This is a genomic window from Rhizobium sp. N122, from assembly GCF_002211295.1.
Lineage (GTDB): Bacteria > Pseudomonadota > Alphaproteobacteria > Rhizobiales > Rhizobiaceae > Rhizobium.
Genome location: NZ_LOKU01000016.1, coordinates 56,706 through 74,936, shown reverse-complemented (window position 1 = coordinate 74,936; position 18,231 = coordinate 56,706). Strand labels below are relative to the sequence as shown.

Below are 18,231 nucleotides of genomic sequence, written 5' to 3'. Positions count from 1 at the left end.
CGGGGGTGGCTGCGATGATTTGTCAGGACGACTGTTCATCGGAGGTTCATTGAGCAGGAGCCCCAATGGAGCCCTTCCGTCAACGGCGCCGTAGCTCAGGCGGAAGAGAAGATTGTAACGTCAACATCATCGACCGAGGCCAATCACATGTCGCACAAATTGCTTCTCGCCGCTGCCGGATCGTTGCTTGCTGCATTTATCATGTCGACGCCGGCGCACGCGCTGACGATGAAGGAATGCAGCACAAAATATCAGGCGGCCAAAGCTGACGGCTCCGCCAAAGACACGAAGTGGAACGATTTCCGCGCCAAATTCTGTGGCGCGGACGCAGCTGCCGCCGATAAGGAAGACGAGGCGGACGTCGCAAAGACGACCGACAAAGAGCCTGAAAAGGCAACGACCGCGGCGCCGAAGAGCGTCAAGTTCCCGAAGGCGATCGACAAGAAATATTCGAGCGAGACGCCCGCAAAGGCTCGCCTCCATACCTGCGTCGATGCCTATCATTCGGCCAAGGATGCCGGAACGCTTGGAGATCTGAAGTGGATCCAGAAGGGCGGCGGCTATTGGAGCCTTTGCAATACGAGCATCAAGGCTGCTGGCTGAATGAAACACTAGAGAACGCGGAAGGCCGCCGCAAGCGGCCTTTTGCTCGCTAATGACCGCTCTGTCACCGACCGGTCGTCTTGCCGCAAGCCCGAGCCAAAACCGGACAGTCCGCAAGCAGCGAAGGCCAGCGTTCATTCCTTATCGCCTTGAACGGAATCGAACCGCCGACCACCACTCGCGATAGTTAGGTGATTGGCAAGTAACACGTTCTTCTGTTCCCCAGCCCGAGAAGTTCCCTTCGATACATATGCGATCTTTTCCGCCAGAACGTGAACACCATAGCAACAGGCCGGCACTGACCAGGCAAGCTGTCGCCGTGCGAGCGAATGGGGATTTCCCAAATCGGCCGAAGCGTACAATCGGGGTGGTCAAGAGGTCGATCGTCGAGGAGGCGCGAGGACGAGGGGTCCGTCAAAGGTTTCAGGGAATTTCAGCAAGCTGCTCTTCGTGAAGACTGGCCCCGACCGCGTGAAAAGAGAATGGCGAAGTCGTCCGATTTCGTGCGGTCGATCAGTGGAACATCTGTGCTCTTTGTGCTCCCGGATTTAACCGAAAGGGGATCGGCACCAATCTACTGGCTTAAGCCTGCGCCTGTCTCAAGTCAGCAGGCGTCGGAGGCGCTTGGTGGTCGATGAAGGTATCGCTGCGGTTCCCCAGGAAGCGAACTGACACTCGCAAGAGCCGTGTATAAGCCGCACATGCAGGACTGTGCGTTGGCGCCGATTAGAAGAGCTGTTTCCGACCTCATCCGGCCACCGATTCCAAACTCCGTCGGCCGTCATGAACGAGGCGGGACAGAGCGCGGCGGCATCGCTCCGCGCTGGAGCCTCAACACAGATTTCGCGACCTGACGGCACAACGTCCCGCGAGCGGCCTATTACATCCCTTTAAGCCGCCAATATATGTCCACTTGGGAGGGGTCCGAGAAAGCGAACGACAGCCGGCAAAACACATAAGCGTTCTCAACATGTCCCAAAGAGAAGGCAGCAGAGTTAGGCGCCTTGAGCTTCCAGGTTGACGATACCTTAGGGGATCCTGGCAGAATGATCGCAACATGACCCGGATCCCCCGGCATAAGGGCCAGCACCGGCTGTTGGTTACCCGCCCCCTGCGCAGCGTCGTCCAATACAGCCTGGCTGTTAGCCTTTCCCAACTTTGACCAAGTCTCGGGGTGACTTGCAACATAATCCAACATCTGGTTGGCCAGCAACCAGGTTCCGGCGCCAGTGGAAAAGTCATTAATGCCGTAGATTTCCGCCAGAACCTTTCCTACGAAATAATTGCATGCGACCTTGTCCGCAAGCAGACCGCTCGCTGGATCGTCTGTAGGACAAGACATATATTGAACGAGCTTATCGTACAGCGCTTTCTGTTCAGCGTTTGTCTTCCATCCTTCAGGATCAGTGTTCATGCAGTCCCCCGGAGCGGCCGCTACTTGGCTGCAAAACCCGAGTGATAAAGCGACAGCTGTCAGGATTTTTCTCATAGTTTCCTCTCCTCTCCATTGCCACTTGTTGAAGGCTCTTTGAGGAAGAACCCGATTAAATGCCAAACGACACGAGCAGATGGACGGAGCGTCTACAGCAAATGGCGGCAACTTCCGGATCTTCGACCCAACGGTGCCGGGAAGGGCTACCATGCCATAGCGCCGCACGAGGCTCGCGTTAGCGGTCACTTCGCATCACTCGCCATACAAAAATGCTCCTAAGAAGTAGTGATAGTTGCTAGCGTTGCGTAACGCATCTGCCGGTTTGTCATTCGCCAGCTTCAATACCTCGTCTTTACTATAGACTTCCTTCGGGTTGTCATTTCCATTCGTATCCGCAACACTTGGTATATGTGTTACTTCGTGGAACAGGATTGTAGGACGGGAAACCAACCCCGTCTCAGGGTAACCGAAATATCTGGCGGTAAACAAGAGTTCGTGACCGTTATCCGCTTGAGCAACAATTTTCTCAAACGTACCTTCGTCGTTGGCCATGTCGCAAACGAACGTAAGGCTATCTGACAAGCCGCGCGCCGCGCGTAACACACCGAGAACACGCTGCTCCTGATCTGAATTGCGCACGCCGAGCCAGCGGGTGAGTAGGTCAACGGTCTTTTGATCGTGATCCTTGATGGCAGTAATAGCGCGATCGAGCCCGCTTTGCATCTCGCTTTTCGCTGCGTCGATCATCGCGGCGGGCGAGCCCGTGCAAGTGACCGGTGCAGCGAAACCGGACGCCGGCGCCAGCGTGACGAGCAACGCAACGACAGTTGTTGTTATGCGCTTCATGACTCCTCCAATCCTATGATGCAACTTAAAATCTTATTTCCCATTCCGCAAATGCACATTGAACGAGAAACTGACGTCTGACACTTACGACCGCTGCGTTCCCTTTGAGCGGCCCTATCGCATTAAATGCCTTTCGACTGTTGGACGGTCCGTCTCCTCTCTGGGAGTTTTCGGATACGCGATGCAATAATCAAAGTGCCCCACGCCGGCGCTGCTTGGGGACGGAGATGCTGCAAACGTAACGCGCACTTGCGCGCCGCGCCTCGGCCTCCTTCCGCTCCGGGCTCAGAAATTCGTCCAAGTAACTTGTCGGAGGCCGCAGTGCCTTCTCTTCGACATGGACGGATATTTCCAGATCCGGATCCGAAACAGCCTTGTTGGGAACGACAAACGTCCCTTTCCATTCGCCTTCGCGAACGGCTGTGATTTCGAGTTCCGACGACAGGACGGGGAGACCGCTGACGCGATGGAGTCCTTGCAGGCGATAAATCATCCGTGTCTCGACCGTCGCGTCAACCATGGTATTCGATCGAGATTGTGTATCGAGGGTCGCCGGGCCGGTAACGATGATTTCCAACCGCGTTCGGGACGGATCAGCCGCCTCCGGTTTCACCTCAAGGCGGGTCTGCCGCCCGGTAAGCAACTGGAATTGAAAGGGCTCACCAGGGAAGGAGACCTGGAGATCACGCGGCGCTTGCTGCTGATAGCGCACGACCCCTAACCGCAGGAACGGCGAGATCATGTCCTTGGGGTCGAGACGGATGTCGACATACCATTGCTCCCGGTCCACGTGGAAGCGCGGCTCGTATGTCAGCAGGTCGACATTGAGGTAGCGCTGACGTTTCTGGCCGTTTCCGCTGCCAGCGCCGGCGTCTTTATCCTTGTCGGGTATTGGCATGGCGACTTTCGGCACAAACGCGACATCGGCACGGCGCGTCTCTACGGTTCCAGCTTCAACATCGAAGTCGACGTCCTTAAAGATCTCATAGGGGACCACCCAATCCTTCCATCCATTTTTCGGGAAAGCCTCTGTCGGATCCGAGCCCCAGCGCGTCACGAAACGCGCTGCCCCGGTCAAGAAACGGTCCTCGAAGCGATTGAGCACCATGTAATCGTCATAAAGGGGCGCCGGCTTCGAATCCCCCAACGACGGTCGTTCGTAGAGCGGGGCCGTTCGCCAGGGGCCGTAAAACGACTTTTTGCTGGGAATGCGGTTGAACCGCGGCCAGAGAACAATGCCCAGACGCTCGTCTTCCCCCGACGTGAACCAGGGGCGTTGCAACCAAAGCCGCACCTGGCAGAGCCTTTGCTTGATGACGATGGACGGCCCTCCCCGGGGATCTTCCTCCTCCGCGATCAGCGGGTCGGCCTGGGCAGCCGCAACGGGCGTTCCCGGTCGCGCCGACGCCAGTAACCATATGCTCTTACTCCATCCATCCTGCGTCCGCGTTGTCTCGTCCCCTGACAATGGCCCATCGACCACGCGTCTGCCGGAGATGATACGCGGGCGCTTCACAAATGCGCCCGAATGGCGGGCAAGGGCATTGAATTTGAGTTCGACCCTGCGGGCCCGGGTGTCTCCGAAAAGCGGGCGGATATCGGCGGCGATATCCCCCGTTGGCCCGCCAAACAGTGCGTGAAGCGATAGCCAGGCGGGCTTGCTTGGATCGGCCCCCGGAAGGCTTGGTGGAAGATTTGAAAAACGCGCCCACAGCTGCTCGGATTTGAGGAGTTCGACCTTTCCCTTCGCAGAGACCTTGAAGCCATAGAGATCAACATCGGTTGCATCCCGAAGCGACCCGCTCTCTGGATCGACGATTTCCTGCGCGGAGCCGGCGTTGACATTTCGTCGGCTTCGTCCACGGCTGACGTCATCGAACCCATCGCCCGAAGGAGCAACGGCGCGTGCCAGAACTTCCACGCTGCTGGTGGAGGAGAGGTCGACGGAGACGGCCCCACCCAGATCGACCTCCAGTGCATCGCTGATCGGACTGGCACTCACCCAGGCGAGCGGCATCGTTGACGGCGGGGCTGGAAGAAGTTGGGCGCCAAGACCGTCACAGACGGCGCCGACCGCCGTGCGGCGCAGAAGCAGTCCCACGGAACTGTCACCCGCCGGAAATTCGACCGCCCTCGTCGGGCGTGTCGTCGCGTGCACAAGTTCGATGCTGCGCGGTTCGGCAAGTTCGGGAAGAGGATGGGTCAACAGCTCTTCGTAAAGCCGGCCGGCAACGTCATCGAGAAGCGCTCGATCGGGCGCGTGGGTGCCCAAGATGCCGCATCCCGACAGGCTTGGGATAAAGGATTTCTTGATGGCGGGGAAACAATCGAGCGATGCAGCCGTGTCGACGAGTTCACTCCACTGCGCCAGCTGATCCCTGGAAGGAACCGCCCACATGTCGAGCATTCCGACCAGTCCCGGGGGCAAGTTGACGATCACCTCGCGGCACGCCACCCCACTGAGCTTACGGCGCGTGTTCTTATCTACAAAAAGCGACTGGCCGGGCACACCGAACCTGATGACGAGTGCAACCGGCGTTACGTCGGGCCAGGAGTGCGGATCGATCAGGGGGATGACGATTCGACCAACGGCGTCGCGGCCGAGAAGATCGGCACCGGTGCGGAACCGAATGACAAGCTGCGACGCCATCGGGTCCGGGTAAAACGGAATCGTCCGGCCTTGATCGACGGTCTTACTGCCGATCGGCGCAAAAACGGCATCGCCGACGGGCGATGATGGCGGTGGGTTTGGCCGCTCCGGTTTGACTTCGCTTTCTGCGGCGCGGGCCCACACACGGGCCTGTTGCAGCCACGCCCTGCCGTCGTCGAAGCCGGCGGAGACGATGGCAGGCCTGTCGGCGGCTGATCCGATGTCATAGCGAACAAGGGGATAGCCGCCGAAACCTGCGTCGATATGGATGTTGCGCAGGCCATCACGCGGGCGCTGCGCCGTGCCTGGCCGGTGATAGGCCATCGGAAAAAGCGGGACCTTGCCGATCGTATCGACGGGATAGCTCCCGCCTTTGCCGGGAAAGCAGCGTGGCCGGATATCGTCGAAGACGCCGTGCTTTTCAGCGAGTTCGAGACTGATGATGGGCGGCAGCACGACGCGGACGACCTCCTCGGGTTTCGACTTGGCGGCCTTGACGCCAGCCTTCGTCAATGTTGTGCGCAGGATCACCTGGCCTGTTGTCTGTGGAGAGTAATCAGGGCCGCCGCCGGGGCGCTGATAAGCCTTCACCGCATCATCCACCTCGTCTTTCGGGATCAGAATCTGCGGCGACGCGACCGGTTCGCTGCGCAGATAGCGCCGTCCCTCCGGCAGGCCGTCCATCTGCCTTCGCGGGACGGTCGATTCCGGGATCGCATTGAAGCGCTCGGCCGCCTCCGCCGGCGTCAGAACGCCGCCTCCGAGAAACATCGGCACGAACCCGGCGACCACCGACATACCGAAACGGACCGGCATGACGGCCGCATCCTCCGCATCATCGATGTTGAAGAGCGAGATCTCGCGGTCCATCAAGATATCGTTGGAACTGTCCTTGAGCGTTTGGTCGGCTGACTGAAGTCCTGTTTCGACACCCATGGGATCGCCGAGAAACGTCACCTCCGCCGCGTCGACGGCGGCGACATACAGCCGATCTTTCGCCTCCACCTCGGCGAGATCGAAAACGCGAGGCACGGTGCGGTCGGTGCTCGCCTGGGCGAGACGGCGAGGACCGTTGTGCGTCTGATCTCCTGGATAAAGCTGACCGATCAGACGATCGACATCGACCGACTTTCCGCCGAGGGATCGCTCCAGGAAGCGCACCCGCTTGCGCGTCTGGATGTACCAATGGTGGAGAAAGGGATCAGAGGCAGATTTGCGCGCTCGGATGCCAAACAGCGGAAGTCGCCCCATCGAGAGATCTTCGGCGTCCAGGAAGGTGTCGCCGCAGGCGAGGCCATTCGCCGCCTGGCTCGTCCCGATCATGCGCGAAATACGTGGTGCTGCACTGAACGAGACCACGGACAAGCCCCCCGACCGGAGGCCTGACTTGCTTGGTTGCCCGTTTGTCTGCGTTCCCGCTTGCCCCTTCAAAGAGACAGCTGAGAGGAGACGGTCCGCGCGGCTGTCGATCTCCCGCGCCGCCCCGCGCAGATCCGCCGAAACCAGTTCATAGGCCGGCAATGTCATTGCTGCCAGTCCGCCGGGGGGCGCCGGATCAACCCCAATCGCAGACCCACTAAGCATGTAAACACCGTCCAACTGGTGCAGCAGGGCTCTGGTCTGTGCAGGATCGATATCTGCCTGTGCCAGCACAAGTTCCTCCCGGCTTGCCGGAAGGAACGACACGATCTTCGTTTTATCGGCGTTGAAGCGGAACTTCGCCAGCGTCCACCGCGACAATTCATCATCCTGGAAGGTTTTGGAAAGGTCCGGTCCCGTGAGCCGGACGAGCGCCAGCACCCCGCCGTCCGCAAGCAGCTTCTGTCTGAGGAGGTCCTCCAGCAGATTGTGCGCTGGGAGTTGGAAATCGACAAAGAAACGGAAGAGGCGGCCGAGGTCAGGTGACTCCTCCAGTGACGAGAGCCTCGTCCTGGCGGGCGCATCCTTCAGGTCGATCTTGCCCTGCGATTTTTCGAGATCCGGGTTGACTGAGGCAGCGGCGATGTCCTTTTTTGCATCGCTGGGCTCGCTCTTCTCGCTTGCTTGAAGAGCAGCCAACGCTCCGGAATCCAGTGCTGCCGCCAGGAGAAAAAATTGTCTCAACTCGAAGAGCCGCTTGTATAGCGCCTCGACTTTGCGATCGGCGGCGACATCGGTTCCCTGTATGAGGCAAACCATGCCGTCGACCAGGCGTTCCAAAGTTGCCGAAATCAGAGCTTTCGATGCCTCTTGCGCAGAGCCTTCGACACATTTTGATCCGACGGCCCGAGATGCGTCGCAGGCGCTTTTGACACGCTCCAGGGCTTTGCGCGCATAATCACGCTTGAGCTTTGTTTGCCGGGAGTTGGTGAGGGGATCGGGCTTATCGGTTGACGTGCCGTCGGCCGCAGCTTCGGGTTCTTTCGGCGGCCCGTAGATCTTCGCCAGATCCTCATGAGCGTGGAGAAATTCCTCAGCTGACCGCCACGCGGCCATCGCGAGCTCGGCACTGCGCTGCACCGGCGTGTCCGACAGCGCCACCTGAGCGGTTTCAATGGCCCGCAACATCTTCGCCAGCAAAACCATTTCGCCCTGGCGTCCGGAGACGCAGATCGGCGCGTGATCGGGATGGTCTCCTTGATCGAGGTCCTGTCTCGTCTGAAGGTCGGCATGGAGTCTCTCCCAATCAGCGCTTTCTGCAGGAAAGACCTCCTGCCAGATCTTCAGCGCGGTGGCGACGTCCGACCTGTTCGGCCACGGTCTCATCGTCAGGTCTACGGCGCTGGTGACACACAGGTTTGGAGTTGCCCGGTCTTGGTCTTTGGTTAGACTTGGGAAGCGAAGCTCCAATCTCGCATGACCTTGGACGATACCCGCTTCAATATCGGCCGGCCAGGTTTCAAGCTTCGCTGCGCCCTCGCCGGAAACCCTGACCGGCCGCAAAGCCAACGTAACCCTCAGCGCATCCCCAAGCACTCCAGAAGGGACAGTGCGGGCCAGAATATCGACATCGTGGCTCTTGTCGTTGAGCGGCGAATTCAAGCTCATCTCAGTATCCTTCCGGCCGCAACCCACTGAAGTAGCGCCGCCATTCCCGATAGTTGGTGTCCTGGCGCACGGTTGATATTCTCAGGTGCGCGCTCTTTCCCGACGATGGAGCGCTGACTGCCCCGGACAAATCCGCAACCATGTAGGGCTGACGGCTGTCCAGCATGGCCTGCTTGGTCTGTTGCTGCTGGGAAAACCCCTTCGATTCCTTCTTGGCGACGGTGACGGAAAAGCTGATCTTGGCGAAACCCACGGAGAAAGAGTAGCGGAAGACCGCTGACCCGAACATATCGCCATCGCCCGTCATTCCAGTGGTGACGGTCAAGCTGGCCGAGATGCCGAAGATCGCCACGCGCCCGGATCCGCCAGCGAAAAAGTCACCGGCAATTTCGGTATATTGCCCGACCTTTCTGATAAATACGCCGACCGTGATACGGCCAACCATCGTCAAAGGACCGTATGTGACCCCGCCTCCACCACCAAAGACGAAGGATGCATCGAAGCCGGTGATGCTTCGCCCGTCCGATGTTAACTGGAAATGTCCACCGCCGCCCCAGACACCAGCGATGATCACGAAGGGATCTTCGCGCGACGAAAGGGACGCAAGAAACTGGGCCGGCCGGTTGTCGAACGGCAGCCGCGCCCCTGCCGCGAGACCGACATTCAGGAAGGTGACGCCGCCAAGCGTAAAGGCCGGGATATTGATGCGGTAGCCAGCCTCGATCCCTGGGAAGCCGGCGGCCAGCTTGACGAAGGCGCCGCCGCCGGATTGACCCAAGGCACCTGCAAGTTGGTCGACGAAAGACAGCGCCGCTCCGATCCGGTAGTCGACGAAATCGATTGAAAAATGCGGCTCGCTGCCTTGATTCCATGTCAGCTTGGCTGCGGAAAACACCAGTGTGATTGCATCGAAGCCGCCAAGCAGCTTGATCTCGAAGGGCGCCAGTTCGGCATGCGCTTGTGCATTGAACGTTGGCTCGCCAGGTTTGGTGAAGTCGACCGTATTGACGGAGTGGATCGTGAAGCGCCCGTTGTCGATCGGTTTAAAGATCGGCGCGCCGTCCGGGAACGGTCTCAGGGGGACCGAATAGTCGAGTTGCGTTGAAACTCGGGTCGGCAACAGCTTTCTGACTTCGTCTTCAACCAGATGGCGGATCGCCTGGAAATTGATCAGTGAAGCGAAGTTGGCCTGAAGGATCTGGTCCATCACGGTCCGGAAGTTCCCGACAATCTGGACCGCCGCAAGATCGCTGCTGTTTCGGTTCAGGAGAACGCGCAGCGCGGACAGTTGCGTTGCTATAGAGGCGGGTGATCCGCTCTCGGCGATCCCGGCCAAGGTCTTCACCAGTTGGGTCTCGTCTGCCAGCAGGTCATCCGGTTTGTCGTAGTTCGACGGCGAGAGAAGGACGATCTTGTCCTCGACTGGGCTCCTGCCCGCGACCGAGGGGATGGGGACGGCAACGAACAGCAAGGCCGGGATGAGCTTGGCGTCCTCGACGGTCGCCGCACCAAGCTTCAGGAACTGCATGACCGTCCCGATCGAGATGGCCAAGCGATATTCGTTATCTTTGAGCTTAGAAAGCAGATCATTTCTTGTTTTAAGAATGGTCTCGGCGGTCTGCGCCAAGGTCGATAGCAGAACGCTCACAGGTGGGCTGGCAAAGACCTCCGCGACGAGCCACGCCTCCGCCGCGTCGGCGGCCTCGTCCACCTCGTTTTTGAGGGCAGCAATCAATGCGGCGGCCTGCGCCAGGGCAAGATCACGCGTCTGCTGTCCTGCGTCGGTCAGCGTCGACCCCAATGCGGTACGAAGGGCGGCAAGCCTGTCGGCGCTGGTCAATTGCAACGCGTTACGGAGCACGCTTGCCGCCTCTAACGTCTTTGCGTAGCTGGACGCGTTCCAAAGCGTCTTTCCCGCCTCTGTGGCAGCAGTCAACGCTCGCTCGAGCGCCACGACATCGGGCGCTTTCGAAAATTCCTGCGAAATCCGAAGGAGCAGATCGGCGAAGGGCTGCAGGAACGGATATTGGGCGACCGCGAACTCAAGCCCGTCGCGTGCGTCGAGAGCGGTCTTGATTAGCTTGGCGGGCGGCGCCAGAACGGTTCCGGGCTGCCATCCCGTCGCCTGGACGAGGCTCTGCCCTGCCGCAAAGGCGCGATCGCGAGCGATCGTGAATTCCCGATCCACAAGACCCTGGACCTTCGTGTCGACGAAGCCTTGAATCGCGGCTTCCACCGTCTTGATGGCGATGACGGCATCCTTTTCAGCCCCGACAGGCAGCGGCTGCAGCTTCTCAAGGGCCGCGGCAGTTTTCAGGTAGGCCGGAAGAATATCCTCAAGGGCCTCCAACGACCGGGCCGCCACCTTCGGCCAGGCGTCGAGCAATGCGGAAAGTTCTGACCGTGGAAACGTTCGGGCGACATCGTGGTAGGTGGCAAGGCTTGGGGTCTTGCGTGCCTGCTCGATCGCGCGCCTTGCCCCGACGGCGACCGAACGGGGCGGATTTGACGATAGACCCAGCCACGCGTTCATGGCAAGACGGGCCTGGACAAGTACGAGCGCAGTGCGCGCATGGGCACGCAAGAGCTCCTCCAGGAGCGGGTCATAGGCGTCGACAAAGCGGCCTGCCCAGCGCAGCAGGTCGGAACGGCGTGGCTCGGTTGTCTCGCTCCGGGAGAATTGCTTTACGGCACCGCCAAGGCTCGTCGCCACCGTCAGGGACAGCTTTTGGCCGAGATCCTCGACCTGCGCGAGCCAGGGAGTGTTGGCCACCTTCAAGCTCGCGCGAACCGTATCGAGCCGATCTCGCACCTCCGCAACTATCTTGTCGACCGCGGCATCGATCTCGTCCGGGCTCTGGGGCAGATTGGCCATTAGGGAACGCAGCGTTGCTGCAATGCCGCTCGGGCCTGTTGTCGTGGCAAGGCCGGAAATCGCGGCCTCGGCCGCAGCAACCTCCGCGGCGAAATCGATCACCGGATCGAGCTTGTCCGATTGCTCGACGAAAACATCGGCCAGATCGAGCACGGCTGTGTAACCGTCCAGAATCGGACGCATCATGTTGGCGATCTGCGCATTGTCGACGGCGCCGACTAGGGCTTGTTCCGTTGCCTTGCCGAACCGCCCTCGCAGAAACAATCGGTCGATACGCGCCAGCAACTCGACGGCCAACCGGATTTTACCACTGTCATCACTCGCGTTTCCAAGCTCTTCGAACTTGACTTTCAACGCTTGGGCCTGCGACGCCACAGTGGCGGCGTCGACACCCAGCAGGACATGTGCCGCCTGATCCGCCAGGCGTCGTAGCTCCACGTCGGCCTGATGCTTGAGCGCTTCGACACGTTCCTTGACGTCGTTCTCTGCGGCCGACTGGATCTGGTCAGCCAGATCTGAGGCACTTTCCAGCACCAGGTCAATCGCGCCCCTCAGCATGACGACTTGCGACCAATAGGACCGCGCCTCGGCCTCAAGCGGTTCAAGACCCTTCTTGAGATCACCACTAAGCTCTTTTAGCGTCGCAGATGCGACGACCGCGGCACCGAAGAGGGCGAGGATGTCATCCGCATTCACTTTGCCCAGCAGGTCCTGCGGGCTGGTGGGTGCGGGCTTGAAAATCTTGTCAACGATGCCGTCATAAAAGCCGGCGACGACCTCTTCGCCAATTTTTGCAAATGTCTGCGCGCCGCCGCTCGGCTGGTCGGGCAGCGGCATCAGTCGCGTGATTGCCGAAACGACTGCGGTTCTGGTGGAACTCTCCTTCAGCTTGGCTTCAAGCCGCGCCAGCGACGCCTGTACGGCGATTTGGACGACCTTATCGAGATCCGGCAAGGATGCGATAAGACCGCGGATACTCTGCTCGATCACCTCGACGGTCTGAAAGTCGGCGAGCAGAATCTGTCGCAGTTCCAGTTTCAGGGGGGAGATTGGGTCCCGGCTCGCTTTGTCCAGCGCCTTGAGCAGGTTTTTTGCGGCAGTCACGACCGCGGCCAGTTTGGTCCCCGCCGTAGGGACGTCGGCAGCCTTCTCGAAGTCACCGAGGGATAGGTCGAGGCCTGTCATCGCATTTGCGATGTCAGGGTAGATCCGCCGAGCTTTGAGCTCCAGGCCACCGACCTTAACGGCCGCTAGACTGAACTCCTTGTCGATTGCCTGCAATACGGCCCTAAGCGCCGGGATCACCTCCGCACGAACGCTCTCGATAAAAGAAGCAGCGCCGCCACCGGCATAATCGGTGATTTCCTTGACGGCCGGCACCGCATCGGCGAGTTCCATGACCGCCTGATTGATCAGCTCCAGCAGCGTAAACGAGCCGAAGATCTTGACGTCCGCATCACCGAGAACGACCTTCAGGAGGCGATCGAGAGTCATCGCCTTTGACTCCGACTGCGGCTTTTGCACATCGGCTAATCCAAGCGCGCCGGCGGGTACGGCTTGCTGCTCAGGGGGCAGGATCGTTGCGCCGAAGTTAGGCGGCTGCAGCAAATAATTCTTCAGATCGACCAGACCACCTGAAGGTTCGTCCCGCGTCAACGGCCCAGTTTGCGTGACGAGAAACACTTGGCCCGCAATCCGGCCGATGGCTCCGATCCGGTCGCCCCGGCTACCAACGTCGAGAATTGCCTGACTGAGGATCCCAAGCATGGGTTCAGGGGTTGCTGAAGGCTGCGCGGGATCCGCAAATCCTCTTTTCAGATAACCGCGTTCGAAGGCTGCGACGCATTCCCTGCCCTGGCGTTCGCCGATCAGGCGTGCCAGGCGGTCGAGCCTTATCTCCGCAAATTGGACGAAGGGATAGAAAGGAGGCTGGTCACTCGCCAAAAGCAAAGGAGAGAAGCTGTAGTTCGACCGCGAGGAAACTGCTGCCGTTCGAGCCTTCGTGAGTTCGCCGTCTTCCGTACCATGAGCCTCTCCGGGCCGCCCCTCGACGCCGATACTCCATGCCTGGGTCTCATAATCGGTCTGCCCCTCCTCGAGAGGAACGCCATAACGCCGCCGCGCGCCGCCCTGATCGAAGACGCGTCGACTGGATCTGTCAAGCTTGCTCTGAAAATATCCCGTCGAGGGCAGGCCTCCCGGCGGAATGGGAATTCCAGGTTGGAGTGCGTTGTAGTAGTTAATGAGCGACGCAAGCGTGTTCTCATCGTTTGCGGCTTCCTTGTCGACGAAGATCATCGGCATCCGATGCGCAAAACCGCTCCCATCGATCTGAAACTCGAACGCGACCTCCGTGCCCTGGAACGGCGCGGTGCGCGGCCAGAACACCAACCCTCTTCCATTGGCAAGCGATATGCGCCCGTTCGCAAGCTCGACGCCGAAGGGATCGGTATCCTTTTTGTGCTCCAACGACGGTGCGCCCGACCGCGGATCGACGAGGTCGGCGGTCTCGCGGGTCAGGATCTTCATCTGGCCAACCGGCCACGCCCTGCCGCCATCCGGTTGATCGTACCAGGCGGACTTGAGCGGCTCGGAGCAACGGATGAACACGCGCTGGACGGGATAGGATGTTGGTCCCCTGTCGCCCTTCGGCTGGGAAGGATACCGTTCCGTCAAAGTGACCAGGGTCGCGTGATGGCCGAAGGGGAAAAGATAGCCAGCATATTGCGGCTCTTCGGCGATCGTCCGGCCGGAGACAGTGAGGTGGCGCCAACTCTCCAGCGTGGCGGCCGGAAACAGATCTCGTCCGTCGAGCAGATCCGCCGAAACCGGCGGTTTGAATTTCGTGTGCAGGTCAAGCGTCCCGCCGAGCGCCGTCAGCCGCAGCTCGCGGAAAGTCAGCGATTTCGGTGCGTAAAAGGCGACGCTGGATATCTTCGTCGCTGGTCGACCTGCAGTCCCGGGAAGCCGCTCAGTCGCAACATCGATAAAGTCGTAGCCATCCGGTGGGGAATACGAGCCTCCGCCCTCGATGACCTGGCCGGTCGCCGGGTCGACGCCTCGTTTGACGAGAATGCCTGGCACGGAGGATTCCAGGACGATCTGGTCTCGATCATATGCATCCAGCGATGCACGAAACTCTCTTTCTTCCGCCGATACGCTCTCGGGCACAATGTCGATGATCTCGCCATTCTGCCGACGAAGCCGCTTTCGATACCACGGCGCCGCCGGCGCACGCGCTGGGGGGCCGGCATAGTCGTTCAGGTGCTCGACCGCATCGCGGTCGCCCGGATCGCGCGCGCCATCAAGACGATTTCGATCGTTTTGGAACCGTTCGGGCCAAAAATCTTCCGACCAAACAGCCTTGAGAAAGGGGTCCGGGTCGGCAGGCTCGAGAGCCACAGACCAAATCGGCTGGCCAAAGAAAGGTTCCTCCGTTCCGCTGTCCGGCAGGCTTCGCTGGATCCTGACATCGTGCGGTAGTATCCAGGTGGGATCCTGCGCGGGAGAAAGCTGAAGGCGAAACGGCAGCTCGATTGCCGTCTCGTACGGCAAGGGTGCCTTCGCGGCCAACGCGTAAACCCTCTGCATCCAGCTTCTCGCAGACAGGTCCTTGCCAGGTTCAAGGCCTTGCAACCGCAAATACTCGGCCGGATCGGATACGCGAACAAGATTGCCCTCGCGGTCGAGCGAACGGACGCCGCGCGCGCGCAACGTCACCAGTTGGTCGCGCTCGGCCCAGTCGAGTAACTCAGACAAGGCGAAGGGCGCATCGCCTCTCGATTCGGCGTCTGACCTGTGCCGGCGCGACCACCGGAACGCCAGTCGGGTCGGGCCGGATAGACGAGCGCGGCTTCGCTCGGGGAACGGCTCATCCTCCTCCCCGGTCAGGCTGGCCATTGCCTGCACCACAGTCCGCATGATCGTGAGGACCGGATCTTTTTGACCGCGGCCTTCCAGCGCCCAATGGACCGATGCGAAGTCTTCGACAAGCGGAAACTCGTCCGGCGAGATGGTATCGCGCGCCGCGTCTGCGGCACGTTTCCATCTCGACCTGAACTCCGCATAGTCTGGCGCCGCACGCTCTTTTGCCGCGCTCGCGCGGCGCTGAGCGTCGTCGTCTTGCCGTTTGTCGCCCAGAACCGTTAGCACTGCGGCGTCAGGCTCGGCCGGCGTAAACGAGATCGTCTCGGAGATCTTGCGCGTCGCGCCGTCGATGATGTTGAGGATCCCGGTCTTCAGGTCCCCCGGTTCACTCAGCCGTTCCTTCTTCAATTTGGCCGCATCGCCATAGCTGCCATCGACGGAGATCAGCCGCTCGATGAGCTTTGCCCGCCGGATCACGATATGATCGTCGGATCGCAACTGCCACGCCAGGCCGGCGACATCTGGGTCCAGGTCATCCGGGCCGCAATAGATCTTCTGATCTTCAGGCGGCGAAAAGCGGCGAAACATCCGCTTCACCCCCTCTTCAAACAACGCCGCAAAGGAGATGAAGTCATTGATGCGGTTTTTTATGTCAGGGTCGTTTTTCGCAAGCGCTTCGGTGATCCGCTTCTGCTCGTCCGTAGCGGCATTCCCGGCGTTGACGCTTTTGGCAGCCTCGCCAACCAATGACCCCAACTTCTGGCGTGCCTCCTTCTTTTCCGGGCGCGAGCCATAGCGTAACGTGTGGAAGGCTGAGCTGACAGCTGCCGGCCAGTCGCTACCCAAACCTGTCGCAAGCATCTGAAAATCCAGTGCCGGCAAACCGCCCGACAGCGCGTCGCGTCGCAGGAAGGCCTGCTCTGCCATGTGCTGCGAGCCGAAATCGACCCGCAGGACCGGCTCGTCCGGAAAATCAACCGGTGACAGGCCGTCCGGCTTTTCAACCGGATCGGTGACGAGAATGAAGGCTCCGGCCGCCTTCGTCGAGCACAGCCGCATATTGGCCAGCCGAAAGTCGAGCATCAACATGTCGCTTGCCCGGCGCACCTGGATGACTGCCGCATCCATCGGCAAGTCCAGCACGGGAAGAGATTTCGGATCGTCACGTGGCGGCTCGAGATAGATATGTCCGACCCGGCCTGCTTCGGCATCCGTTACAACGGAAAGTGGGACGTCGCGTAGCCGCAATATTGGGTGTATCCCCGGCTTGGCGACAGCGACCCGACTGAAGAAGGGCGCTTGAGGATCCCGCGCCAAGGTTGCCGGCAACTCGTTGAGCGAGGCCGCAATAGCAAGCGCTTCGACGTGGCCGATCGACAGTTGAGCCAGCAGACGCACCCCACCGGTCGTCCGACCATCGCTTGCCTGCTGCAAGGTCAGCCAACCCGCCGCCAGGCTTCTTATTCGGCCAGACGATCCGCCATCCAGGGTAACGCGGCCAGCACTTTCAGCCCCCACCGAAAGATCGTCAAGCTCGCCGATTTCGCTGGTTGCAGCGGGGAAATCGGCGACCAACTGCCACACCCCTTTGACGGGCGTCAGGCGAAGTCCCGGACTGTTGGCGTATTTCACGTTCCCAAGCGGCGTTCCGCCACTCCGAAGGGACAGGACGAAAGTGCCGTTGAAGGCAACTTCGACCATTGGCTTGCCAATCGACGGGAGTTCCGTCTTCTTCAGTGTTGTATTCCAGGTCGCAACAACATCCGAAGCGGAAACGGACAGATCGGAATTGCGCTCTCGGCGGACAGCGAAGCGCGATAACGGAAGATCGACCCTTCCATTTGGCCGCGCGATCAGTGTTTTGTCTGCCGTGAATGCCGCTGCTGGCGGCGGGTCGTTCCCAGCGACTATTTCAAAAACGGATGCCGTTACAACGGGCACGGCTTCCGGCGCGAGATCTGGGTCAAGCACTGGGATCCAGCCGAAGCGGATGCTGCGAAACTGGAGGACACCTCCATAAGCGGTTAACAGAGAATTCCCGTCGATCGGGCGTACGCTCCATAGCCATGACCGGCGCCCGTCCGAGGAAGCCGGGGTGTCGACCCCGTCCACTGAGCTTTTGGCGACAATTGGTACCCCTGCCAAGACGGCAACATGTTCTCCACGCGCCGCGATGTTCTGTCCCACAACCCGGCCTAGCGTCTCACTTACCCATCCCGGGCCCAGCTCCAGTTTGAATCCGGCGTTCCCGACCATCAGATCGATGAGCGCAAGCGAGTTGGGGCTGCCAAGCCCAACGATGGGGAAGTCGAGCCATTGGTTACGTTTGGGCTTGACCCAGGCGTTCGTTTGCATCCCGATCTGCCATGTGCCAGGCTGGTCTTTGCGACCAGAAGGTCTGCACGCAATCCTGAAGACGTAGGTACTGGGTTGGCCGTTGAGATCGGTCTTCTGATTGAAAAGATCGACGCCGGACACGGTGATTGTCAAAACAGTGGTTTCTGCTACCGGCTCGCTCGGGTCGCGAAATGGGGTATTGAGCCCCGTGAGGTCGAACCGAGGCAATTTAAGTGTGCCTTTGGGAACGAAGTCCGCTGCAGCGAAGTGAAGAACGTGTGACACCTTGCTGGCGTTCTTGAGGGTCAGTCGGACGCCGACTAACGTTTCCTGCTCACCGAGCGCTTCGTAGATAGCTTCGACAAAAAGGTACGGGAATGCCGTATCTGCGGCTGGAAAAGCAACAGTTGCCGCACCAAGGGTCGCGCCGGATGAGTAAAGGAAAGCTCGACGCGTGAGCTTCCATCCGCTCTCTGACTTACGCATGGGACTAAGCCTCGATTTTAAACAGTGTCCCGGGAGAAAACCCTAGGCCGGGCAGAGAGTGCATTCTCGAAAAAGCACACACGTTCGCCATGCCTACCTACTATCAAC

Annotated in this window: 5 protein-coding genes; 1 reads left to right on the top strand and 4 read right to left on the bottom strand. The window is 60.0% G+C overall.

Annotated elements, in window-relative coordinates; translation table 11 throughout:
• The first annotated feature begins 147 nt into the window (after positions 1–147).
• Positions 148–603, top strand: coding sequence for a hypothetical protein (locus ATY75_RS14140; RefSeq protein WP_088938031.1), 456 nt, complete (start codon positions 148–150; stop codon positions 601–603).
• A gap of 880 nt (positions 604–1,483) precedes the next feature.
• Here the strand turns inward: ATY75_RS14140 and ATY75_RS14135 are convergent.
• From ATY75_RS14135 to ATY75_RS14120, 4 genes are all read right to left on the bottom strand, one after another.
• Positions 1,484–2,092: a hypothetical protein gene (locus ATY75_RS14135; protein WP_088938030.1), complete on the bottom strand. Its 609-nt coding sequence runs from the start codon at positions 2,090–2,092 to the stop codon at positions 1,484–1,486.
• 195 nt (positions 2,093–2,287) lie between these two features.
• Entirely contained in the window at positions 2,288–2,881 is a 594-nt protein-coding gene (locus ATY75_RS14130; RefSeq protein WP_088938029.1) for a M35 family metallo-endopeptidase, read from the bottom strand.
• A 190-nt stretch (positions 2,882–3,071) separates the two neighbouring features.
• Complete coding sequence (locus ATY75_RS14125) at positions 3,072–8,558, bottom strand: hypothetical protein (protein WP_088938028.1); 5,487 nt, start codon at positions 8,556–8,558, stop codon at positions 3,072–3,074.
• 1 nt (position 8,559) lies between these two features.
• The gene (locus ATY75_RS14120) at positions 8,560–18,123 is read right to left on the bottom strand and encodes a hypothetical protein (protein ID WP_143535302.1); all 9,564 of its coding nucleotides are present in this window, start codon (positions 18,121–18,123) and stop codon (positions 8,560–8,562) included.
• Positions 18,124–18,231 lie beyond the last annotated feature (108 nt).

Coding starts and splice junctions, on each gene's coding strand:
- ATY75_RS14120 (WP_143535302.1), bottom strand. CDS start 18,123: ATGCGTAAGTCAGAGAGCGGATGGAAGCTCACGCGTCGAGCTTTCCTT.
- ATY75_RS14130 (WP_088938029.1), bottom strand. CDS start 2,881: ATGAAGCGCATAACAACAACTGTCGTTGCGTTGCTCGTCACGCTGGCG.
- ATY75_RS14140 (WP_088938031.1), top strand. CDS start 148: ATGTCGCACAAATTGCTTCTCGCCGCTGCCGGATCGTTGCTTGCTGCA.
- ATY75_RS14125 (WP_088938028.1), bottom strand. CDS start 8,558: ATGAGCTTGAATTCGCCGCTCAACGACAAGAGCCACGATGTCGATATT.
- ATY75_RS14135 (WP_088938030.1), bottom strand. CDS start 2,092: ATGAGAAAAATCCTGACAGCTGTCGCTTTATCACTCGGGTTTTGCAGC.